This window comes from Mycolicibacterium vaccae NBRC 14118 = CIP 105934, assembly GCF_001552715.1.
Classification (GTDB): Bacteria; Actinomycetota; Actinomycetes; order Mycobacteriales; family Mycobacteriaceae; genus Mycobacterium; species Mycobacterium vaccae.
This window is the reverse complement of sequence record NZ_BCRS01000107.1, coordinates 1-21,361: the sequence shown is the minus strand read 5'-3', so window position 1 is coordinate 21,361 and position 21,361 is coordinate 1. Positions and strand designations below refer to the sequence as shown.

Below are 21,361 nucleotides of genomic sequence, written 5' to 3'. Positions count from 1 at the left end.
CGCAGCGGCGGGAACTGGGGCTCGGCGACGACCCGCCGCCGATCGCCGTGGTGTCCCGCAGCGGCCGGCTGCCCGAGACCCTGTTCGACTCCCCCGTCCGGCCCATCCTGGTGACCAGCGCGACCGGCAGAACCGACGAACCCCGTTGCGACGTCATCGTTTCCGGGGACGACACGGTGGACATCGCGCACGCGATCGGTGAGCTCAAGCGCCGCGGCATGCACCGCATCCTCTGCGAGGGCGGTCCGACGTTGCTCGACGAACTGGTGACCGCCGACCTGGTCGACGAACTCTGCGTCACCCTGGCGCCCAGGCTGGCCGGGCATCAGCCGGTCGGCCGGTCCGCGCCCGCCGGCCTGACGGAGCCCACCGACATGACACTGGAGCGGTTGCTCGTCGACCCCGGCGGCTTCCTGTACCTGCGCTACGCCCGCAGCTGAATCCGGCTCACCCGGGCAGGGTCTCCCCGCCGATCGGGGCCAGCACCTCGCCGCTGTAGTACGACGACATCCGCGACGCGGCGAAGAACACGTACGACGGTGCGATCTCGTCCGGCTGGGCGGCGCGGTTCATCGGCACCTGCGCGCCGAAGGACTCGACCTTCTCGGCGTCCATGGTCGCCGGGATCAGCGGGGTCCACACCGGACCCGGTGCCACGCAGTTCACGCGGATGTTCCGGTCGGCCAGCGACTGAGCCAGCGAGTAGGTCAGCGCGATGACCGCACCCTTGGTCGCCGAATAGTCGATGAGAGTCTTGTTGCCGCGCAACCCGTTGATCGACGCGGTGTTGATGATCGCCGAACCGGCGGGAAGATGCTGCAGCGCAGCCTTGGTGACGTGGAAGAAGCTGTCGATGTTGACCGCGAACGTGCGCCGCCACTGCTCGTCGCTGATCTCGGTGAGGTCGTCCTGCGGCGACTGGAATGCCACGTTGTTGACGACGATGTCCAGTCCGCCAAGCTGTTTCACCGTGTCCTCGACCACCGCGCGGCAGTGCGCCGGCTCGGCCAGGTCGCCGGGCAGGCGGACCGCCCGCTGTCCGGCCTCTTCGATCACCGACGCCGTGTGCGCGGCGTCGTCCTCTTCGTTCAGGTACGCGATCGCGACGTCGGCGCCCTCCTTGGCGAACGCGATGGCCACGGCCCGGCCGATACCCGAGTCGCCGCCGGTGACCAGCGCCCGCTTGCCGGACAGCTGCCCGGTGCCGACGTAGTCACGCATCTCGTCGCGCGGTTTCGTTGTCATGTCCCCGGTTTCGCCGGGGTACGGGATCACTGCATCAGGTGTCACGTCGTCACTCACGGCGCCTGCGTACCCGACCGTACCGGCCCGAAACGCTGAGTCGCATCGTCAGCGGGAGCACCAGCCAGCACGCGGTGAACAGCACCAGCACGCACGCACCGGCGATCGCGGCGGCGGGCAGACCCAGCACGGCGTCGAAGATGATGACCGTCATCCCGGTCAGCGCCAGAGCCAGAAGCACCAGTCCCGCATAGGCGCACCAGTGCGCCGCCTGCACCAGAGCCGCCAGCCGGTGCCTGCGGAACAGCAGCCGGTGCATCCCCACCGGGGCGATCAACAGTGCGGTGGATGCGACCGCGGCGCAGACCGTCGCCAGGTACACACCCTGCATCGGGTAGTCCAGCAGGTCGAAGCGCTGCTGGAACGGCAGGGTCAGCAGGAACCCGGTCAGTAGCTGGACGCCGGTCTGCACCACCCGCAGCTCCTGCAGGAGGCTGGCCCAGTTCCGGTCGAGCCGTTCGGTCGGCGTCTCGCGGCGACGCCGGGAATCCCAGTCCGTGCCGTCTTCGCCTCGCTCGGCGTCCACCGGTCGATCCTCGCACGCTGCGGCGCCCGCGCATCCGGGTTTGACGTGAGCGGGCCTGGGTAGACGCTGGGCAAGCCGCGCTGTGCCGCATACACATTGGAGTGACGATGAGCAAGGTCGCAAGATCGCTGTACACGCCGCTGTCGGTGGCCACCGGAGTCGGCGGCGGGTTGCTGGCCGGGGCGTTGTTCGGGCAGATCTGGAAACGCATCGGCGACAACGACCCGGAGCCACCCGACCCCAAGGACCTGTCCCAGTCGATGGCCGTGGTGATCACCGCCGCCGCGATCCAGGGACTGATCGTCGGCGTGGTGCGGGCGTCCCTGCAGCGCGCCGGGGCCCGCGGTTACCTGGCCGTGACCAACGAGACCCCGCCGGCGTAGCTGAGCGGACGAATTCAAAGCTGTTTCACAGACATCGGTGAGCAGCTTCTTAGCCAACGGGACGACCGTTGCCGCATGAGCACGATCGTCGAACGCCTGCAGGGTACGGATGCCGCCACCCGGGAAACGCGGCTGACCTGGCTGACCGCCGCGTTCGCGGTGCTGGCCAGTCTCGCGGTGATGCTGTCTTCGGCGCCCCCCACGGTGTCCCCGCCCGCGTATTGGACGGTGTCGTCGATCGCGCTGCTGACCGTGCTCGTCGTCTTCGTCGCCGGGCAGGCCGCCTGGGACCGAAGCGTCGAGCGGGCACGGACCGCCGGCCTCGTGGAGCACCGGGAGCCGGTCACCCGGTCGACGGAGTCAGCACCATCGCCGGCCTGGGCAACCGCCAGCGCGCGCAGCCGTCGTCGAGAGCGTCCTCGACCTCTGCGGCCATCCGGCGCAACTGTGGCGTATGGCCGCCGAGCCATGTTTCAGAGGACCCGCCGGACAGGCTGATCCGGCCCAGCAGCGGCCCTCGCCCACGCATCGAAGCCAGCCTGCCCAACAGTCGTTCCACCGCCGCGCCCCACTGGCCCGGCGCCGGCGAAGTGCCGATGTCACAGTGCATTCCGACGACCTCGACCCGGCGGCTGCCGACGTCAACCGGGCTGAGCTCGTCGAGGAAGACGTGTTTGTCCGGAGGCGGGCCGGCAGCGAGCAGGTCGACGTGCCGGTCGGCCGACACCACGAACCGCGCCACGCCGAGCGCGACGGCGCGGCGGATCATGGCGGGATCCCGGCCACACCGCAACACCACCTGACGCGGACGCACACCAGTGGTCTGCGCCAGCATCAGTTCCCGCTCGCCGCAGACGGTCACGGTCAGGCCGCGAGCGCACACACATGCCGCCACCGCGGGATCTCGCAGCGTCGTCGCGGGCAGTCCGCAGCCGACCGGCTTCAATATGCGCCGCACCGACTGGATCGACGCGGGCAGTCCGTGTCGGGACGGGGAAACTTCCGGAAGCGCCATGCATTCGGTGTACGCGCCCACCCTGGCAACGGACGCCGATCCGCACGGAATCCTGACGGCCGATTCCCAGGCTTCTACACCGTCCGCGCCGGGAACTCCTCGGCCAACGCGATCAGCTTGGCACGCACCAGATCCGGCTGCTCGTCCAGGATGAAGTGCCCGCCGTCGACTACCTCGACGGTGTAGTCGTCGGCACGCGCGGTCTCCGCCGCGGCCAGGTCGGGATGAATCGCAAGGTCGTTGCGGGCGAACAGCACTCGCGTCGGCACCGTCGAGCGGCGGTGTTCGCCGTGACGCATGCCCGCCGGGATCTCCTTGGTCAGGAACGTCCGGTAGGTGTCGCGGCCGGTGCGGGCGACGACCGGATCCCGGAACCGCTCGGCGTACACCCGCGACGTCTGCGGGTCGAGCTTGCCCGCGAGCCGGAAGATCCCCTTCTCCAGGTACGGCGTGTGGCGCTGCAACGCCACCCCGGCCGTCGCGACGAACGGCTGGTAAATCAGGAAACGCCACACGTGCGGGGCCATCACCTTCGGCGGCACCCAGACGTGGGCGATGTTCAGCGCGAGGTAGGCGTCGATGCGGTCGGGCACCCGCAGCGCGAGCAGGTGCCCGATGTAGCCGCCCCAGTCGTGGCCGACGAGCAACACCCGGTCCAGGCCCATCGCGTCCATCAGCGCCACCAGGTCGCTGACCACGTCTTCCTTGGCCCACTTGTGCGGCGCCGGGCCGGACCAGCCGTAGCCGGGCAGGTCGGGCACGATGACGCGCAGCCCCTCGGGCGGATCGGCCAGCAACGACCGGTACGCCCAGTGGTGCTGCGGCCAGCCGTGCAGCGCCAGGACCGGCCTGCCGTCGGCCGGGCCCGCCTCGCTGACGTGGAAATCGACGCCTCGGGCAGTCACCCGGCTGCGGCGGACGCCGTCGATCGGCGGGGGTTGGTTGGTCATGGGGTGAGACTAAATGGTGGTGAGACTAATCGGGGTCCGGAGACCGATCGAGAGGTACTACGGTGCTCCTATGCCCGGGTACCGCGACCTGTTCACCACCAGCATCAACGACCCCGTCGCGTTCTGGCGGGATGCCGCCGACGCCGTGACCTGGACCAGAACCCCCGAGCGGATCCTCGACGACAGCAACCCGCCGTTCTACCGGTGGTTCCCCGACGCCGAACTCAACACCTGCGCCAACGCGCTGGACCGGCACGTCGAGGCGGGCCGCGGGGACCAGCCGGCGCTGATCTACGACTCGGCGGTCACCGACACCAAACGCACCTACACCTACGCCGAACTGCTCGACGAGACCGCCCGGTTCGCCGGGGCGCTGCGCAAGCTCGGCGTCGGCAAAGGCGACCGGGTGGTGATCTACATGCCGATGATCCCCGAGGCGGTCATCGCGATGCTGGCGTGCGCACGGCTGGGCGCGGTGCACTCGGTGGTGTTCGGCGGTTTCGCGCCGCACGAGCTCGCCGTCCGTATCGACGACGTACGCCCGAAGGTGATCGTGTCCGCGTCGTGTGGCATCGAACCGTCCCGCTGCGTCGAGTACAAGCCGATGCTCGACGCCGCGATCGGGATGGCCTCGCACCCGCCGGAGCACTGCGTCGTGGTGCAGCGCGACCGGCTGCAGTGCGACCTGGTCGAAGGCCGCGACCTGGCGTGGGCCGACGTGATGGCCGAGGCGGAGCCGGTGGATCCGGTGCCCGTCGCCGCCACCGACCCGCTGTATGTGCTGTACACCTCGGGCACCACCGGAAAGCCCAAGGGCATCGTGCGCGACAACGGCGGGCACGCGGTCGCACTGCTGTGGACCATGCGCCACATCTACGACATCGACCCCGGCGACGTGTTCTGGGCCGCCTCCGACGTGGGCTGGGTCGTCGGCCACTCCTACATCGTCTACGCGCCGCTGCTGCTCGGCGCGACCACGGTGCTCTACGAGGGCAAACCCGTCGGCACCCCGGATCCCGGCGCGTTCTGGCGGGTGGCCTCCGAGCACGGCGTCAAGGCGCTGTTCACCGCACCGACGGCGATCCGCGCGATCCGCAAGGAGGACCCGCAGGGCAAGTACGTCGACGACTACGACCTGTCCGCGCTGAAATACCTGTTCCTGGCCGGCGAACGGCTGGACCCCGACACCTATCACTGGGCAGCCGAGAAGCTCGGCGTCCCCGTCGTCGACCACTGGTGGCAGACCGAGACCGGATGGCCGATCGCGGCCAATCCGATGGGCACAGAACAACTCCCGGCCAAGGCCGGCTCCCCCACGGTGCCGATGCCCGGCTACGACGTGCGCATCCTGCACGAGAACGGCCACGAGTGCGCACCCGGCGAGGAGGGGGCGATCTGCATCAAGCTGCCGCTGCCGCCCGGCACGCTGCCCACCCTGTGGAACGCCGACGACCGTTACCAGGTGGCCTATCTCACCGAGCACCCCGGCTACTACCTGACCGGTGACGGCGGCCATTTCGACGAGGACGGCTACCTGTTCGTGATGGGCCGCATCGACGACGTCATCAACGTGGCCGGCCACCGGCTCTCCACCGGGGCGATCGAGGAGGTGCTGGCCACCCACCCGGCCGTCGCCGAGTGCGCGGTGATCGGCGTGGCCGACGAGATCAAGGGCCAGGCCCCCCGCGGACTCGTGGTGGTCAAGGCCGGCGCCAGGACCGAGGGCCTCGCCGAAGAACTCGTGCAGCTGGTGCGCGACGAGATCGGGGCGGTCGCGGCGTTCAAGCTCGTCGACGTCGTCCCGGCGCTGCCGAAGACCCGGTCGGGCAAGATCCTGCGCAAGACGATGCGCGGGATCGCCGCCGGTCGGGACGAACCCGTCCCGTCGACCATCGAGGACCCGTCCGTGCTCGACACGCTGGGGCCGATCCTGCGCCGCTGACCAGCCCGCCGCACGGTGTTACGAGCGCCCCAGGATGGGTATCACCCTCAACACGCTCGTCAATAACCGTTCGGACCAGGGAGGCTGGAATGTCGTCGGCGGCCCCGAAATACATGGCGGTGCAAGGCGCGGCCATGATCGTCGGGGCCGTACTCGTGCTCCTCGGAGTACTCGGGTTCGTGCCCGGGGTGACCACCCACGTCGACCAGCTGGCGTGGTTCGGGCGACAGTCCGGCGCGCTGCTCTTCGGCACCTTCACGGCGTCGGTACTGCTCAACCTCACCTACGTGGTGGTGGGGGCGGCAGGTTTCTACTTCACGCGCTCCTACAGCAAGGCGCGAGCCTATCTGCTCGCCGGCGGCGTGCTCTATGTCGGGCTGTGGTTCTACGGGACGTTCGTCGAGGTCAGCAGCAACGCGCGGGTGATTCCGCTGAACGCCGCCGCCAACTGGCTGCACCTCGGGCTCGGGGCGGTGATGGCGCTGCTGGCGGTGACCCTGGCCGGTCAGCACGATCCCACCAAGCGGCGCGCACGGATCCGCCGGCCCGCGCCGCAGTGAGCTCTCAGACCAGCTCAGGCACCCTCAGGTGGGCGATCGCGAGCTCGAACGCGCGCTCGTCCAACACCTCCGCGCCGGCACGCCCGGCGGTGTCGTCGCGCAGCCGGTCCAGCCTCGGCCGGTGCCGTTCCGCCGCCTCGGCGCTCTCGTAAGCCGACGAAGCCACCGCCCGACCTGTCAGGTGGTTCACCAACAGGCTTGTGCCGCAGTGCCCTTCGAGTTCGTCGAGGACGGGCAGCACCCCGTCCTTGAAGGCGGCGATTCCTGAGTCGACCCGTTCCGGGTTGATCTTGACCCAGGTGACCCGCACCGAGGCGCCGTCGGCGCTTTCCTGCCTGCGGTGCATGACCGCGATCTCCCAGTCGGCCACCTCCACGGTGCCGCCCAGCGCCCGCACCGCCCGGTCCCGAACCTCCCGGATCAGGGGGCCGCTGGCCCGCATCGCCGCGTCGTTCTGCCAGGCACTCGCGGCGATACACCGCCCCGTTCCGCGGTCCGTCAGCAGCGACAACCCGACGAATCCGGGCATCCTCTGCAGCTCCGGCATCAAGGAACCTCGGACACTCGCTATGCCGTCGTCCACCGCCGACGGCCGCCCCCACACCGTCATCGTCCGTGCATACACGATCTGCCTCCCTTCGACGAGGCAGCGGCGCGACGGCGCCGCCGTCGCGGCTGATTGTCCTCCGCGACGCGGCGGGCGGCAATGAGCCGGATCAGGCGATCGACAGCGCGATGCCGTCGAGGATGTCGTGTTCGCTGACCACCAGTTCGGCGATCCCCGCGCGCTCCCCCAGCAGGGCCGCCAGTTCCTGCACGATCAGCGCACCGCCGCCGATCACGTCGACGCGCCCTTCGTGCATCGGCCCCAGTGCCGCCCGCTGCTGCCGGGTCATCGCCAGCAGATCGGCGCACACCGGGAGCAGGTCGTCGAAACCGACCCGGGACAGGTGGATGGCCTCGGAATCGTAGGTGGTCAGCCCCTTGGCCAACGCGGCCAGTGTGGTCATCGTGCCGGCGACCCCGACCCAGGTGTGCGCCCGCTCCACCGGCACCGTGCGCACCGCCTCGGCCAGCGCGTCGCGGACCACCGACCGGGCCGCGTCGATCTCGTCCCCGGTGGGCGGATCCGAGCGCAGGCACCGTTCGGTCAGCCGCACACAGCCGATGTCGGCCGAGTACGCCGCCTCGACGTCGCGCGAGTCCGGGGAGCCCAGCACCACCTCGGTGGAACCTCCGCCGAGATCGACGACCACGAAAGGTGCTGCGGCCGGGTCGAGTTCACCGACGGCGCCGCAAAACGACAGCTCTGCCTCCTCGGCGCCGGTGATCACCTCGGCCACCGCGCCCGGGACGACCGTGCCCAGCACCTGCGAGGTCATCGCGAAGAACTCCTCCCGGTTCGCGACGTCCCGCGCGGCCGACGTCGCCACCATCCGCACCGCACCAACGTCGTTGCGGCGCATCAGCTCGGCGTAGTCGGCCAGCGCGGCATGGGTGCGCGCCAACGCGTCCGGCGCGAACTGTCCCGTCGCGTCGACGCCCTGCCCGAGCCGCACGATCCGCATCTCGCGGTGCACGTCGCGCAGTCCCCCCTCGGTGACGTCGGCGATCAGCAGGCGGATGGAGTTGGTTCCGCAATCGACCGCGCCGACCCTTGTCACTGCGTCCACACCTTCCTGTCCAGGATTCCCGCCATGCCGGGCTCGGCGGCCAGCACCGCGAGCGCCTCGTCGCCGAACGGGTTCACCCCCGGCCCCTTGGCCAGCGAATGGGCGATCACCACATGCAGACACTTGACCCGGTCGGGCATCCCGCCGCCGGAGAACGTGGTGCCCAGCGGTTCGATGGCGTCGCGTTCGGCCAGATACGACTCGTGCGCCCGCCGGTACGCCGCCGCGAGCTCGGGATCCTGACCGAGCCGGTCGGTCATCTCCCGCATCATCCCCGAGGACTCCAGCCGGCTCGCCGCCGCCGTCAACGCGGGATGCGTCAGATAGAACAGCGTCGGAAACGGTGTCCCGTCAGGCAGTTTCGGCGCAGTCTTGACCACCGCCGGCTCACCGTTGGGGCAGCGGTAGGCGATCTCCAGCACGCCGCGCGGCTCCCTGCCCAGCTGTCGCGCGACGGCTTCGAGGTCCGACGGATCAACCATGGGGCGGCACCACCGGTTCCGGAGCGCCCGGCGCACCGGGGGGCGCGGGCGGTGCGGTCGGCGAAATCCCGTGCGGCGCATCGGCGATGGTGTGCCACAAGGTGGTGTACCACGGATCGTTGCTCTTGGCCTCGGCCAGTTCCTCGGGCGTGGCCTCCGGCTGCGTCGCCCCCGGAGGCAGCTGCACCTGATACGGAATCTCCCCGGGCATCACGAAACCCAACCGCTCGCGGGCCTGCGCGGCGATGAACACCGGGTCGGCGAGTTTGGCCTTCTGCTCTTCGAGCTCGGCGATCTGTTCCCGCAATTGGGTCTCACTGGCTTGCAGCTGCTTCATCTCGGTTCGTTGGGAGAAGTACGTCCGGACCGGCCCGGCGATCGTCAACGTCAGCACGCAGACCAGCGCGGCCAGGATGGCCGCCCGGCGCGCGGCCGAGCCGAACCGCTGTTCTGCGGCCTGCTCGGCCGACGCGACGATCGACTGCCTGATCGAACCGGTACCGTCACCGCCGTCGTCGACGAGCCCGGGATCCTCAGCCGGGCCTGCGATCGCCTTCGGAGTAGCCCGCAGGTCGGCGCCCCGGATCTCGCGGCGCGCCGAGACCCTGCGCGGCTTACCCGGGCGCGAGGCGGGAGCCTTCTTCCGCCGGGGGTCGGGCCGATTCGCTTCGGGCACGGGCTATTTGGTCTCCACACTGAATCGCGGGAAGGCCAGGTCGCCGGCGTAGCGGGCGGCGTCACCGAGCTCCTCCTCGATGCGCAGCAGCTGGTTGTACTTGGCCACCCGCTCGCTGCGGGCCGGCGCACCGGTCTTGATCTGGCCGCTGCCCACCGCCACCGCGAGGTCGGCGATCGTGGTGTCCTCGGTCTCGCCGCTGCGGTGGCTCATCATCGTCTTGTAGCCGGCGTTGTGCGCCAGCGAGACCGCGTCGAGCGTCTCGGTCAGCGTGCCGATCTGGTTGACCTTCACCAGCAGCGCGTTGGCGGCGCCACGCTCGATGCCCTCTTCGAGCCGCTCAGGGTTGGTGACGAACAGGTCATCGCCGACCAGCTGCACCTTGTCCCCGATCGCGGCGGTCAGCGCGACCCAGCCGTCCCAGTCGTCCTCGGACAGCGGATCCTCGATCGACACCAGCGGGTAGGCCCCGATCAACTGCTCGTAGAACGACGCCATCTGCTCGGCGGTCCGGGTCTCCTTCTCGAAGGCGTAACCCGTGCCTTCGGTGTAGAACTCGGTCGCGGCCACGTCCAGAGCCAGCGCCACGTCGACACCCACCTTCAGACCGGCGGCCTCGATCGCCGTGGCGATCAGATCCAGCGCGGCCGAGGTGCCGGGCAGGTCGGGGGCGAAACCGCCCTCGTCGCCCAGACCGGTGGCCAGGCCCTGCTTCTTGAGCACCGACTTCAGCGAGTGGTACACCTCGGCGCCCCACCGCAGCGCCTCTTTGAAGTTCGGGGCGCCGATCGGGGCGATCATGAACTCCTGGACGTCGACACCGGTGTCGGCGTGCGCGCCACCGTTGATGATGTTCATCATCGGCACCGGCAGGATGTGCGCGTTCGGCCCGCCGACGTAGCGGAACAGCGGCAGCTCGGCCGACTGCGCGGCGGCCTTGGCGACCGCCAGCGACACGCCCAGGATCGCGTTGGCGCCCAGCCGGGACTTGTCGGGGGTGCCGTCGAGGTCGACCAGCGCCTGGTCGACGAGGCGCTGCTCGTCCGCGCCCAGTCCGATCACCGCGGGCGCGATCTCGTCGAGTACGGCCTCGACCGCCTTCTGCACGCCCTTGCCCAGGTAGCGCGGTCCGCCGTCGCGAAGCTCGACCGCCTCGTGCTCTCCGGTCGACGCGCCGGAGGGCACCGCGGCACGCGACACCGTCCCGTCGAGCAGACCCACCTCCACCTCGACTGTCGGATTCCCGCGGGAATCGAGAATTTCGCGGGCGCCGACCTGCTCGATGATGGGCATCTTGTTGCCTCCTGGTCTCTGCTCAGACGTTTCCGGCATTGAGCCTAGATCGTGGCCCGTCCCCCGGTGTCGTCAGAGCGGATGTCCCTGCGCGTACGCCGTCGCCCAGTCCCGGACGGTGCGCGCGTACTGGTCCGAATAGTTGTAGGCACGCAGCGCCTCCATCCAGCCCCGCGGCTTCGACAGATCCTTGCCCCGCCAGCACAGATACCCGGCCGCCGACAACGCCGCGTCGTCGATGTTGTCGGGGCTGACGGCGCCGTCGTTGTTGGCGTCCACCCCGTAGAGCCGCCAGGTCTCCGGGATGAACTGCATCGGCCCCATCGCCCGCGCGAACGGCTCCTCACCCGCGTGGCTGACCGACTCGTGGTCCATGATCACCATGTTCCCGGCGGTGCCGTCGAGCAGCACCCCGCGGATCGGCGGGCTCACCTCGCCGTCGTCGGCGATGGTCGCACCGCGGTAGGTGCCGTGATGGCTCTCCACCTGACCGATGCCCGCCAGGGTGGTCCACTTCAGGCGGCAATCAGGGTTCTCCACCTCCGCGACACGGGCCGCGTAGGCGTAGGCCTCCAGCGCCATCGGCGGGATGTTCAGGGCTGAGGCGCGCTCGGCGGCCCATTCCCGCAGCTGGTCGGCCGGCCGTCCCTTGGCGTAAGTGTCGATCTGCGGAACCGGATCACCCGGCGGGGGCGGCACGCCGTCGGGGATCGGGATACCGATCTGCCAGGAACAACTCGACGCCATGAGCAGCGCTGTCGCGCCGATCACGGCCATCGCCTGCAGTCCACGCACCCGTGTCACCGGACTCCTCGACCTACTCTGGTACAGCTTCCATGCTGCCACGCGATTCGCCGGAGACGACCGACCCCGGGCCGGGCGATGCGGGTGTACATTTCTCAGAGCGCCTCAGCAAATGAGGTGAGCCACACCTTCCTTCCGGAGGCCGGAGACGGTGGGCGACGCGTAGCGAGGACATGTTGATGGCTGCCGCCGGCGAGCATTTGGTCACCACCTACTACGCGGCCCCGAACATCAGTTCACAGCTTTTCGGCAGCGGACTCATAGGTTTGCGCGAAGGCCTGGAAGCCGCGATCGTCGTCTCCATCCTGGTCGCGTTCCTGACCAAGTCCGACCGCCGCGACGCACTCAAGTGGGTATGGCTGGGGGTCGGCGGCGCCGTCGCGCTGACGGTCGTGGTGTTCCTGACCATCCAGTTCGGCTCCAACACCATCACCGGGCTGGCCGCCGAGGCGATCGCCGGCGTCGCGTCGCTGATCGCGGTCGCCATCGTCACCACGATGGTGTTGTGGATGAAACGCGCCGCGGCGTCGATGTCGGGCGAGTTGCGCAGTGAGATGGCCCGCGCGCTGGAGACCGGGCCGCTGGCGGTCGCGCTGCTGGCCTTCCTGGCGGTCGGCCGCGAAGGCGTCGAGACCGCGCTGTTCATGGTCGGATACGCCGAGGCACAAACGATCTGGCCGCTCACCGGGCTGATCATCGGAGTCGCCGTCGCCGGCGCGATCGCCTACGCGATCTACCGCGGCGCGCTGAGCCTCAACCTCGCCAAGTTCTTCACCTACACCGGCGTGTTCCTGATCGTCGTCGCCGCCGGCATCCTGTCCTACGGCGTCGGCGCGCTGCAGACCGTCGGCTGGCTGCCCGGACTGGCCGACAAGGCGTTCGACATCAGCACATGGTTCAACTGGTCCTCCTGGTACGGCGAGGCCATCCAGGGCATCTTCAACATCACCCCGACGCCGACCGTGCTGCAGCTGACCGGCTACCTGGCCTACCTCGCCGTCGTGCTCGCGCTGTTCCTGCGGCCCACCCGGTCGGCGCCCACCCGAACTTCTCCCCAACCCAATCCCTCCCCCGAAAGGTCCACCACGTGAAGGCTCAATCCTCTGCTGCCGTGATCGCAGCGGCGCTGGCGGCGTTGACACTGACCAGCTGTCAGGCCAAGGAGGAGACTCCCGCGGCCGGCGAGGACGGCGGCGCCACCGCGCCGTCGGAGATCACCGTCGACGCCTCGGACACCTCCTGCGAGCTGTCCGGCACCGACGGCAGGACCGGGGCCAACACGTTCGTCATCACCAACAACGGGACCAAGGTCACCGAGTTCTACGTCTACGGTGAGGGCGAACGGGTGATGGGCGAGGTCGAGAACATCTCCCCCGGACTACAGCGCAAGCTGATCGTCCAGCTCAGCCAGCCGGGCACCTACCAGACCGCGTGCAAGCCCGGCATGATCGGCGACGGCATCCGCGGCGACTTCACCGTGACCGGCGACGAGGTGCAGGTCGACACCGAGGGCAAGTTCAAAGAGGCCGCCGACAACTACAAGCGCTACGTCAACAGCCAGGTCGAGGCGCTGATCCCGGCGGTCGAGGCGTTCGTCGCGGCCATCAAGAGCGGCGACATCGAAGCGGCCAAGGCGCAGTACCCGACCTCGCGCGTGTACTACGAGCGCATCGAGCCCGTCGCCGAGTCGTTCCCGAACGACCTCGACCCGCGCATCGACCTGCGCGAGGCCGACCTGGAGCCCGGCCAGAAGTGGACCGGCTACCACCGGCTGGAGAAGGACCTGTGGCTGACCGGGCTGCAGCCCGACACCAACGAGATCGCCGACCAGCTGGTCGCCGACGTCAAGGAGCTGCAGGCCGGGATCAGCGCGCCCGACTTCACCGTGGACTCCACCCAGATCGCCGGCGGCGCGCAGGGGCTGCTCGACGAGATCGCCACCAGCAAGATCACCGGCGAAGAGGACATCTTCAGCCACACCGATCTGTGGGACTTCAGCGCCAACCTGCAGGGTTCGCAGACCGCGGTGGCCTCGGTGCGACCGATCCTCGACGAGCGCAACCCCGACCTCGCCACCCGCGTCGATCAGCGCTTCGAAGAGGTCGAGGCGCTGCTGGAGCGCTACCGCGAGGGTGACGGGTTCGTCACCTATGACCGGGTCACCGAGCCGGAACGCCAGGAGCTCTCGCGTGCGATCGACGCGCTGAGCAAGGAAGTGAGCCAGGTGCAAGGTGTCATCGCACCCCAATAAGCCTGAGCATCAGGGGTTGAGCCGGCGCAAGCTGTTCGGAGCGGCCGGCGTCGGCGCCGCGGTGGTCGGCGCCGCCAGTGCGGGAGCGCTGGGCGGGCGGGCCACGGCGGCCAACCCGACCGACCACCTCAACAGCGCGGTGCCGTTCCGCGGGCGGCACCAGGCGGGCGTCGTCACCGAAGCCCAGGACCGCATGCACTTCGCGACGTTCGACGTGACCACCCGCAGCCGCGACGACGTCGTCAAGATGCTGGCGGACTGGACCGAGATGGCCGAGCGGATGACCCAGGGCAAGGAGGCGTTCCCGAACGGCTCCACCGGGCAGAACCCGTACTCGCCGCCGTCGGACACCGGCGAGGCGCTCGGCCTGCCCGCCTCCCAGCTGACGCTGACCATCGGGTTCGGGCCGTCGTTCTTCGTCAAGGACGGCGTCGACCGGTTCGGCATCGCCGACAAGAAGCCTGCCGAACTGGTCGACCTGCCGAAGTTCCCGAACGAGAAGATCGACCCGGCGCGCAGCGGCGGGGACATCGTGGTGCAGGCCTGCGCGAACGACCCGCAGGTGGCCGTCCACGCGATCCGCAACCTCGCCCGGATCGGCTTCGGCACCGTCGCGGTGCGCTACTCGCAGCTGGGGTTCGGCCGCACCTCCTCGACCACCCGGGAGCAGACGACCCCGCGAAACCTGTTCGGGTTCAAGGACGGAACGGCCAATCTGCGCTCCGACGAGACCGAGAAACTGGACAAGTTCGTCTGGGTCGGCGACGGGGACGGCCCGGCCTGGATGACCGGCGGCACCTACCTGGTGGCACGGCGGATCCGGATGCGCATCGAGCAGTGGGACCGCACCACGCTGCTGGAGCAGGAGCGCGTCGTCGGCAGGCAGAAGGGCAGCGGCGCACCGTTGGGGCTCACCGACGAGTTCGAGGAGCTCAACTTCGACCTGACCAACGACAAGCAGGAGCCGCTGGTCGACCCGCTGGCCCACGTCCGGCTGGCCTCGCCGGAGCATCTCGGCGGCATCGAGATCCTGCGCCGCGGATACAACTTCACCGACGGCTCGGACGGATTCGGCCACCTCGACGCGGGGCTGTTCTTCATCGCGTTCGTGCGCAACCCGGTCACCCAGTTCGTGCCGATGCAGAACGCGATCTCACGCCAGGATGCGATGAACGAGTACGTCACACCCACCAGCTCGGCTGTGTTCGCTTGTCCCCCAGGAATTCCCGAGGGTGACACGTCGACGTTCTGGGGTTCGACGCTGTTCTACTGAGGGTTTGCGTAACGTCACGGCGGAAATCGACGCTGAATTCGCCGTACCGTTACGCAAGTTCGGCGTCGTCCGCGCCCGGCCAGTGGGCGCGCCACTCGTCGGCGGAAATGACCCCGGACGGGTGGTCGTCGAGTTCCTCGGCGACATCGGCGCTGCGCCGCGCGACCGTCACCGCCCGCTCAACGGCACGCACGTCGGCCATGAACTCCAGAACCGAAGTGCGCAAAGCATTCTCGGCGTCGACGTCAGCGGACACCGACACCGTGGTGACCGCGTCCGGGATCAGGTCGGCGGGCACACCGCCGGTCTCCGCACGGGCCAGCACCTTCTGCGCGAGCGCCAGCGCGGGCTGCGCGGTCGGGATGCCGTCCATCACGGACTCACGGGTGGTGCGCTCGAGCGCCTTGCGCTGCTCCCACTGCGCGAGCTGGTCCTCCAGCGAAATCGCCTCTCCGGCAAGCACTGCCGGCACCCGGTTGCCGAGCTTGCGGACCAGCGCGTCGGCCACGTCGTCGATGTCGAACGCGTCCACGGGCGCGTCCTGGGCGATGCGGGCGTGGAAGAGCACCTGCAGCAGCACGTCGCCGAGTTCGTCGCGCAGCTCGGTCAGGTCGCCGCCGTGCACGGCGTCGAACAGCTCGTAGGTCTCCTCCAGCAGATAGCGGCGCAGCGAATCGTGGGTCTGCTGACTCTCCCACGGGCCCGCGGTGCGCAGCTTGTCCATCATCGCGACCGCATCGACCAGCCGCTCGCCGGGCTGCGGCTCGGGCGCGCAGATCACCCGTTCCCCCGCGGCGATCCGCACGGCCACCGCCGGATGCTCGGGGTCCGACGAAAGCAGCACCGCGGCGGGCTCGTCGTCGGAGCCGGCCAGGCACGGCCGCGCCGACGGCAGCGACCACGGCACCTTGATCGGCATCTCTTCGGTGTACTGAACGTCACCGGCAAGCAGATCGATCGCCTCGATGGGGATCAGCGACGGGCGCCGTGGGTCCACCAGGACGACCGTCATGAGCTACCTCCGAACTTCGTTATATCAAGATCCTCGCCCGGTTTCCCGTCGATGGCCAACAGCAGACCCGCGACGAACGCGACCAGTTCCAGGTCGCGGATCCGCGGAGAGCCGACCCCGCTGCCCGCGCGCGGCACCGGGACCTGCACCGTGGAGGTGGTGGCGCGGTAGTTCGCGCCGGAGTAGAGCCGCTTGAGCCGCAGCTGCGCCGAGTCCGGCAACGTCAGCGGCGCGATCCGCAGCGTCGTCGCCGACGGAGCGCCGATCTCGGTGACCCCGTGCGCACGCGCCAGCAGCCGCAACCGCGCCACCGCGACCAGCCGCAGCGCCGGCTCGGGCAGCGGACCGTACCGGTCGACCAGTTCGTCGATCACCGAGTCGACAGTCGCGTCGTCGGGTGCGGCGGCCAACCGGCGGTAGGCCTCCAGCCGCAGCCGGTCGCTGCCGATGTAGTCCGGCGGCAGATGCGCGTCGACCGGCAGGTCGATCCGGACTTCCTTCGGTTCTTCCGCTGTGGCAACGGTTTTCCCGTCCGCGGCGGCCCGATATGCTTCTACGGCCTCGCCGACCAGACGCACGTACAGGTCGAAGCCGACACCGGCGACATGCCCGGACTGCTCGGCGCCCAACACGTTTCCGGCGCCGCGGATCTCCAGGTCCTTCATGGCCACGGCCATACCCGCGCCCAGGTCGTTGTTCTGCGCGATGGTCGCCAGCCGGTCGTAGGCCGTCTCGGTCAGCGGAACCTCGGGCGGATAAAGGAAATACGCGTAACCGCGCTCGCGGGACCGGCCCACCCGGCCGCGCAGCTGGTGCAGCTGCGACAGGCCGAAGGTGTCGGCCCGCTCCACGATCAGCGTGTTCGCGTTCGAGATGTCCAGGCCCGTCTCGACGATCGTGGTGCACACCAGGATGTCGTACTCCCGGTTCCAGAACCCCTCGACCGTCTTCTCCAGCTGCTCCTCGGGCATCTGCCCGTGTGCGACCACCACCCGCGCCTCGGGCACCAGCTGGCGCACCTTGGCCGCGGCCGAGTCGATGGTGCGCACCCGGTTGTGGATGTAGAACGCCTGCCCGTCGCGCAGCATCTCGCGGCGCAGCGCGGCGGCGACCTGCTTGTCGTCGTGCGGGCCGACGTAGGTCAGCACCGGGTAGCGCTCCTCGGGCGGGGTCAGGATGGTCGACATCTCGCGGATGCCGGCCAGGCTCATCTCCAGGGTGCGCGGGATCGGGGTGGCGCTCATCGTCAGCACGTCGACGTGGGTGCGCATCGACTTGATGTGCTCCTTGTGCTCGACGCCGAAGCGCTGCTCCTCGTCGACGATGACCAGCCCGAGGTCCTTCCAGGTCACGCCGGTCTGCAGCAGCCGGTGGGTGCCGATCACGATGTCGACCGACCCGTCCTTCATGCCCTCGATCGTGGCCCGGGACTCAGCCGGATCGGTGAAGCGCGACAGGCCTTTGACGGTGACCGGGAAACCGGCCATCCGTGAGGTGAACGTCTGCAGATGCTGGTCGGCCAGCAGCGTCGTCGGCACCAGCACCGCGACCTGTTTGCCGTCCTGCACCGCCTTGAACGCCGCCCGCACCGCGATCTCGGTCTTGCCGTAACCGACGTCGCCGCAGATCACCCGGTCCATCGGGACCGGCTTCTCCATGTCGGACTTCACCTCGGTGATCGCGGTGAGCTGGTCGACGGTCTCGGTGAACCCGAACGCGTCCTCCATCTCGGTCTGCCACGGGGTGTCCGGGGCGAACGCGTGCCCGGCCGAGGCCTGCCGCTTGGCGTACAACGTCACCAGCTCGGCCGCGATCTCGCGAACGGCCCTGCGCGCCTTGGTCTTCGTGTTCGCCCAGTCGCTGCCGCCGAGCCTGCTCAGCGTCGGTGCCTCGCCACCGACGTAGCGGGACAGCTGATCCAGCGAGTCCATCGGGACATACAGCTTGTCGGTGCCCCCACCCCGCTTACTCGAGGCGTACTCCAGCACCAGGTACTCGCGCCGCGCCCCGCCGATCACCCGCTCGGTCATCTCGACGAAGCGTCCGATGCCGTGCTGGTCGTGCACGACGAGATCGCCGGCGGTCAGCGCCAGCGGGTCGACGACGTTGCGACGCTTGGCCGCCAGCTTGCGGCCCTCGGTCGCGGCGGCGCGGTTGCCGGTCAGGTCGGTCTCGGAGAACACCACCAGGTTGGCGCCCGGCATCACCACACCGTCGTGCAACGGGCCCTTGAGGACGCCGACGACGCCTTCCTTGGGCGCCTCGCCGGGCTCCAGAACCGTTGCCGGGGTGTCGGATTCGGCCAGCTGCTCGACGATGCGCTTACAGGTGCCGCTGCCGGGGGTGACGACGGCGCCGTAGCCGCCGGTGGCCACGTGGGCGCGCAGCATCGCGAAGATCTCATCGAGACTGTGCTGCTGCCCGCGAGCCGACGGCGCCGGCCGGATGTCGAGCGCGACCGAATCGCCGGCACCGCTGTCGAGCTGGCTGAGCGTCCACCACGGATGGCCGCCGTCGCGGGCCGCGGCCCGCGCCTCGCCGTAACCGACGTATCCGGAGGCGCCGAGCGCCTCGATGTCGATCGGCACGTCCCCGCCCACCGCGGCGGTCGACCACGACGCCTCCAGGAACTCGCGGCCGGTCTTGATCAGGTCCGCGGCCCGGGTGCGCACCTTCTCCGGGTCGCACACCAGCACCGGGGTGCCCTCGGGCAGATGGTCGGGCAGCGTCGCGAAATCGGTGGGCCGCAACAGCGGGAGCAGCGCCTCCATGCCGTCGACCGGGATGCCCTCGGCCAGCTTGGCCAGCATGTCGGGCACGCTGCCGGTCACGCTGTTCTCCAGCACGGGATGCTCGGCCGCCAGCGCGGCCGCCCGCTCCCGGACATCAGCGGTCAGCAGCAGCTCCCGGCACGGCACCGCGATCATCGAGTCGACCTCGATCTCGGGGATCGAGCGCTGGTCGGCGATCGAGAACATCCGCATCTCGGAGACCTCGTCGCCCCAGAACTCGATGCGCACCGGATGCTCCGCGGTCGGCGGGAACACATCGAGAATGCCTCCGCGAACGGCGAATTCACCGCGCTTGCCGACCATGTCCACCCGGCTGTAGGCCAGATCGACCAGACGCGCCACGACCGAGTCGAAGTCGGCGGCCGGAGCGGCTCCGGCCGCGACATCAGGCTCGGCGCCCACGGTGAGCGTCACCGGCGCCGTCTCCTCGTCGCGGCCCGGGTGCTGGGCCATCGGCTGCACCAGCGACCGCGCAGCCGTGACCACGACCCGCAGCGGCGGACCCAGCCGCGCGTCGTCGGGATGGGCCAGGCGGCGCAGCAGCATCATGCGCGCGCCGACGGTGTCCACACCGGGCGAGAGTCGCTCGTGCGGCAACGTCTCCCAGGACGGGAACAACGCGGCCGCGTCGCCGAAGACGCCCCGCAGTTCGGCGGTCAGGTCGTCGGCCTCCCGGCCGGTGGCGGTGACCACCAGCAGCGGGCCGGTCTGGGCCAGCGCGGACGCGACGAACACGCGGGCACTGGCCGGGCCGACAAGGTCGAGATCGGCGGGCCGGTCGCCGGCGCGGCGGACGATCTCCTGCAGAGAGGGATCACGCAGCGCCAGATCGACGAGGCCCGCGATCGGGGTGTGGACATGGAGGGTCCCCGATACGGTCATGATCCCTCCATCGTAGGCACTCGCCGGAAGTCGCTCGGCGGGCACCGGCCCGCGGTCCTACTCCTCGTGCAGCACCGGGTCGGACTCCAGATGGGTGAGCCCGTTCCAGCACAGGTTGACCAGATGCGCGGCCACGACCTCTTTCTTCGGTTCGCGCACGTCGAGCCACCACTGCGCCGCCATCGACACCGAACCGACCAGTGCCTGCGCATACAGCGGCGCCAGTTCGGGGTCGAGCCCGCGCCGGGAGAAGTCCCCGGCCAGGATCGAGGCGACCTGGCTGACGGCGTCGTTGAGGAGCGTCGAGTAGGTGCCGGAGGTGATGCTGGCCGGCGAGTCCCGGATCAGGATCCGGAAGCCGTCGGTGTGTTCTTCGACATAGGTCAGCAGCGCCAGCGCGACCCGTTCCACGCGCACCCGGGACCGGTTGCGGGTCAGTGACCGGGTGATGCCGTCGAGCAGCGCCGACATCTCGCGGTCGACGACGACCGCGTACAGCCCTTCCTTGCCGCCGAAGTGCTCGTAGACGACCGGTTTGGACACGTTGGCCCGCAGCGCGATCTCCTCGACCGAGGTGCCGTCGAACCCCCGCTCGGCGAACAGCGACTTCGCGATCTCCACCAACTGCTGGCGCCGCTCGGAGCCCGTCATCCTGGCGCGCGGCGCGCGGACGTCGGAACCACCGGGCCTGTCGGACACAGCCATCCGTCACAGGGTAGACCGTGCGGCCAGTGCTACCGGGCGTAGCGTCAACGTTCATGATCACGCTGGATCGCCTGATCAACGTCCTCGGCGGGTACGGCGCCCGCTGGCACGGCGGCTCGGCGGACCGGCAGACCGAACTGCGCAGCGTCGTGCTGCCCGAGGAGGTCGACGGCCGCACAGTCTCCGGCGACGTGCTGCTCGCCGTCGGGGCCGCCTCGCAGACCCAGGCAATGCAGTGGGCGCGGGCCGCCCGCGCCGTCGTCGTGGTCACCCGCTGCGACGACGCACTCCCCGGGCAGGACGCCGCCGGGGTCGCGGTCGTCGTCGTCGACCCGACGATGCCGTGGAGCGAGTTCGCCGCCATCGTCTACGGGCTGGTGATGGAGGGCCGCGAGACCGAGTCGGGCCGCGGCCCGACCGATCTGTTCGCACTGGCCGACAGCCTCGCGGGCGCGGTCGGCGGTGCGGTCACCATCGAGGACAGAGCGTCGCAGGTGCTCGCATTCTCCCGAGGCCAGCAGGACGCCGACCCGTGCCGTGCGGCCACCATCCTGGAGCGCCAGGCGCCGCCACGGGTGCGGGCGGTGTTCGACGCCCACGGGGTCTTCGCGCACCTGGCGGTCTCCGACGAACCGGTCTTCGTGCCGGGGGACGCCGACATCGGGCTGACCGGCCGGATGGTGGTCGCCGCGCGCGCAGGCCGGGAGCTGCTGGGCTCGGTGTGGGTGGCATGCCCGAGCCCGCTGACCGGCGAGCGGCGCCGCGCGCTGGCCGAGGGCGCGCACACCGTGGCGCTGCACCTGCTGCGCTCGCGGGCCAGCGCCGACCTGGAACGGCAGG

Annotated in this window: 20 protein-coding genes and 1 pseudogene; 8 read left to right on the top strand and 13 right to left on the bottom strand. The window is 69.9% G+C overall.

Annotated elements, in window-relative coordinates:
* Positions 1-440, top strand: a 440-nt coding sequence (locus MVA01S_RS19490; RefSeq protein ID WP_174538968.1) for a dihydrofolate reductase family protein, incomplete at its 5' end; no start/stop codon positions are given.
* Positions 441-447: 7 nt separating this feature from the next.
* On the opposite strand, the gene MVA01S_RS19485 is transcribed toward MVA01S_RS19490, so the two are convergent.
* Positions 448-1,245: a glucose 1-dehydrogenase gene (locus MVA01S_RS19485; protein ID WP_081529031.1), complete on the bottom strand. Its 798-nt coding sequence runs from the start codon at positions 1,243-1,245 to the stop codon at positions 448-450.
* A gap of 49 nt (positions 1,246-1,294) precedes the next feature.
* A complete protein-coding gene (locus MVA01S_RS19480) occupies positions 1,295-1,828 on the bottom strand; it encodes a DUF6328 family protein (RefSeq protein ID WP_003929932.1) in 534 nt (177 codons plus the stop codon).
* A gap of 107 nt (positions 1,829-1,935) precedes the next feature.
* Between MVA01S_RS19480 and MVA01S_RS19475 the strand changes: the two genes are divergently transcribed.
* Positions 1,936-2,211 (top strand): DUF4235 domain-containing protein, encoded by a 276-nt coding sequence (locus tag MVA01S_RS19475; protein WP_003929931.1) that lies wholly within the window; start codon positions 1,936-1,938, stop codon positions 2,209-2,211.
* Between the two features lie 343 nt (positions 2,212-2,554).
* On the opposite strand, the gene MVA01S_RS19465 is transcribed toward MVA01S_RS19475, so the two are convergent.
* A complete protein-coding gene (locus tag MVA01S_RS19465; RefSeq protein WP_051015260.1) occupies positions 2,555-3,226 on the bottom strand; it encodes a type III PLP-dependent enzyme domain-containing protein in 672 nt (223 codons plus the stop codon).
* 74 nt (positions 3,227-3,300) lie between these two features.
* Positions 3,301-4,176 carry an alpha/beta fold hydrolase gene (locus tag MVA01S_RS19460; RefSeq protein WP_003929928.1) on the bottom strand — a complete coding sequence of 292 codons (876 nt, stop codon included), beginning with the start codon at positions 4,174-4,176 and terminating at the stop codon, positions 3,301-3,303.
* 70 nt (positions 4,177-4,246) lie between these two features.
* Between MVA01S_RS19460 and MVA01S_RS19455 the strand changes: the two genes are divergently transcribed.
* Together MVA01S_RS19455 and MVA01S_RS19450 are read left to right on the top strand one after the other, a co-directional pair.
* Complete coding sequence (locus tag MVA01S_RS19455) at positions 4,247-6,118, top strand: propionyl-CoA synthetase (protein ID WP_003929927.1); 1,872 nt, start codon at positions 4,247-4,249, stop codon at positions 6,116-6,118.
* A gap of 89 nt (positions 6,119-6,207) precedes the next feature.
* Positions 6,208-6,678 (top strand): DUF4383 domain-containing protein, encoded by a 471-nt coding sequence (locus MVA01S_RS19450; RefSeq protein ID WP_003929926.1) that lies wholly within the window; start codon positions 6,208-6,210, stop codon positions 6,676-6,678.
* Between the two features lie 4 nt (positions 6,679-6,682).
* Here MVA01S_RS19450 and MVA01S_RS19445 read toward each other — a convergent pair whose 3' ends face one another.
* The 6 genes from MVA01S_RS19445 to MVA01S_RS19420 all read right to left on the bottom strand — a co-directional run bounded on the left by MVA01S_RS19445 (position 6,683) and on the right by MVA01S_RS19420 (position 11,606).
* Positions 6,683-7,225 carry a hypothetical protein gene (locus MVA01S_RS19445; RefSeq protein ID WP_003929925.1) on the bottom strand — a complete coding sequence of 181 codons (543 nt, stop codon included), beginning with the start codon at positions 7,223-7,225 and terminating at the stop codon, positions 6,683-6,685.
* A gap of 169 nt (positions 7,226-7,394) precedes the next feature.
* A complete protein-coding gene (locus tag MVA01S_RS19440) occupies positions 7,395-8,342 on the bottom strand; it encodes a Ppx/GppA phosphatase family protein (protein WP_003929924.1) in 948 nt (315 codons plus the stop codon).
* Entirely contained in the window at positions 8,339-8,833 is a 495-nt protein-coding gene (locus MVA01S_RS19435) for a DUF501 domain-containing protein (RefSeq protein WP_003929923.1), read from the bottom strand. The genes MVA01S_RS19440 and MVA01S_RS19435 overlap by 4 nt, the downstream gene beginning before the upstream one ends.
* A complete protein-coding gene (locus tag MVA01S_RS19430) occupies positions 8,826-9,509 on the bottom strand; it encodes an FtsB family cell division protein (RefSeq protein WP_003929922.1) in 684 nt (227 codons plus the stop codon). Before MVA01S_RS19430 ends, MVA01S_RS19435 begins: the two co-directional genes overlap by 8 nt.
* A gap of 3 nt (positions 9,510-9,512) precedes the next feature.
* Positions 9,513-10,802, bottom strand: coding sequence for a phosphopyruvate hydratase (gene eno, locus MVA01S_RS19425; protein ID WP_003929921.1), 1,290 nt, complete (start codon positions 10,800-10,802; stop codon positions 9,513-9,515).
* Positions 10,803-10,874: 72 nt separating this feature from the next.
* The gene (locus MVA01S_RS19420; protein WP_040540943.1) at positions 10,875-11,606 is read right to left on the bottom strand and encodes a lytic transglycosylase domain-containing protein; all 732 of its coding nucleotides are present in this window, start codon (positions 11,604-11,606) and stop codon (positions 10,875-10,877) included.
* 179 nt (positions 11,607-11,785) lie between these two features.
* Here MVA01S_RS19420 and efeU point away from each other — a divergent pair, with 179 nt between their 5' ends.
* The 3 genes from efeU to efeB are packed head-to-tail and all read left to right on the top strand — an operon-like array spanning position 11,786 to position 15,130.
* Entirely contained in the window at positions 11,786-12,697 is a 912-nt protein-coding gene (efeU, locus tag MVA01S_RS19415; protein WP_003929919.1) for an iron uptake transporter permease EfeU, read from the top strand.
* A gap of 20 nt (positions 12,698-12,717) precedes the next feature.
* On the top strand, positions 12,718-13,857 hold the full coding sequence (gene efeO, locus MVA01S_RS19410) for an iron uptake system protein EfeO (protein WP_003929918.1): 1,140 nt from the start codon (positions 12,718-12,720) through the stop codon (positions 13,855-13,857).
* 16 nt (positions 13,858-13,873) lie between these two features.
* Entirely contained in the window at positions 13,874-15,130 is a 1,257-nt protein-coding gene (efeB, locus tag MVA01S_RS19405; protein ID WP_003929917.1) for an iron uptake transporter deferrochelatase/peroxidase subunit, read from the top strand.
* 49 nt (positions 15,131-15,179) lie between these two features.
* Here efeB and MVA01S_RS19400 read toward each other — a convergent pair whose 3' ends face one another.
* Genes MVA01S_RS19400 through MVA01S_RS19390 form a run of 3 tightly spaced genes read right to left on the bottom strand, consistent with a single transcriptional unit; the run spans position 15,180 to position 20,467 of the window.
* The gene (locus tag MVA01S_RS19400) at positions 15,180-16,142 is read right to left on the bottom strand and encodes a nucleoside triphosphate pyrophosphohydrolase (RefSeq protein WP_003929916.1); all 963 of its coding nucleotides are present in this window, start codon (positions 16,140-16,142) and stop codon (positions 15,180-15,182) included.
* The gene (mfd, locus tag MVA01S_RS19395; protein WP_003929915.1) at positions 16,139-19,816 is read right to left on the bottom strand and encodes a transcription-repair coupling factor; all 3,678 of its coding nucleotides are present in this window, start codon (positions 19,814-19,816) and stop codon (positions 16,139-16,141) included. The genes MVA01S_RS19400 and mfd overlap by 4 nt, the downstream gene beginning before the upstream one ends.
* Positions 19,817-19,873: 57 nt before the next feature.
* On the bottom strand, positions 19,874-20,467 hold the full coding sequence (locus MVA01S_RS19390) for a TetR/AcrR family transcriptional regulator (RefSeq protein ID WP_003929914.1): 594 nt from the start codon (positions 20,465-20,467) through the stop codon (positions 19,874-19,876).
* Positions 20,468-20,574: 107 nt separating this feature from the next.
* On the opposite strand from MVA01S_RS19390, the pseudogene MVA01S_RS19385 reads away from it, so the two are divergent.
* A pseudogene (locus MVA01S_RS19385) lies at positions 20,575-21,361 on the top strand (PucR family transcriptional regulator); the annotation flags it as partial.

What these genes read in the sequence shown, in the direction of transcription:
- MVA01S_RS19485 (WP_081529031.1), bottom strand. Translation starts at nt 1,245, where the DNA reads ATGACAACGAAACCGCGCGACGAGATGCGTGACTACGTCGGCACCGGG.
- MVA01S_RS19475 (WP_003929931.1), top strand. Translation starts at nt 1,936, where the DNA reads ATGAGCAAGGTCGCAAGATCGCTGTACACGCCGCTGTCGGTGGCCACC.
- MVA01S_RS19465 (WP_051015260.1), bottom strand. Translation starts at nt 3,226, where the DNA reads ATGGCGCTTCCGGAAGTTTCCCCGTCCCGACACGGACTGCCCGCGTCG.
- MVA01S_RS19460 (WP_003929928.1), bottom strand. Translation starts at nt 4,176, where the DNA reads ATGACCAACCAACCCCCGCCGATCGACGGCGTCCGCCGCAGCCGGGTG.
- MVA01S_RS19455 (WP_003929927.1), top strand. Translation starts at nt 4,247, where the DNA reads ATGCCCGGGTACCGCGACCTGTTCACCACCAGCATCAACGACCCCGTC.
- MVA01S_RS19450 (WP_003929926.1), top strand. Translation starts at nt 6,208, where the DNA reads ATGTCGTCGGCGGCCCCGAAATACATGGCGGTGCAAGGCGCGGCCATG.
- MVA01S_RS19445 (WP_003929925.1), bottom strand. Translation starts at nt 7,225, where the DNA reads ATGCCGGAGCTGCAGAGGATGCCCGGATTCGTCGGGTTGTCGCTGCTG.
- MVA01S_RS19435 (WP_003929923.1), bottom strand. Translation starts at nt 8,833, where the DNA reads ATGGTTGATCCGTCGGACCTCGAAGCCGTCGCGCGACAGCTGGGCAGG.
- eno (WP_003929921.1), bottom strand. Translation starts at nt 10,802, where the DNA reads ATGCCCATCATCGAGCAGGTCGGCGCCCGCGAAATTCTCGATTCCCGC.
- efeU (WP_003929919.1), top strand. Translation starts at nt 11,786, where the DNA reads ATGGCTGCCGCCGGCGAGCATTTGGTCACCACCTACTACGCGGCCCCG.
- MVA01S_RS19400 (WP_003929916.1), bottom strand. Translation starts at nt 16,142, where the DNA reads ATGACGGTCGTCCTGGTGGACCCACGGCGCCCGTCGCTGATCCCCATC.
- mfd (WP_003929915.1), bottom strand. Translation starts at nt 19,816, where the DNA reads ATGACCGTATCGGGGACCCTCCATGTCCACACCCCGATCGCGGGCCTC.
- MVA01S_RS19390 (WP_003929914.1), bottom strand. Translation starts at nt 20,467, where the DNA reads ATGACGGGCTCCGAGCGGCGCCAGCAGTTGGTGGAGATCGCGAAGTCG.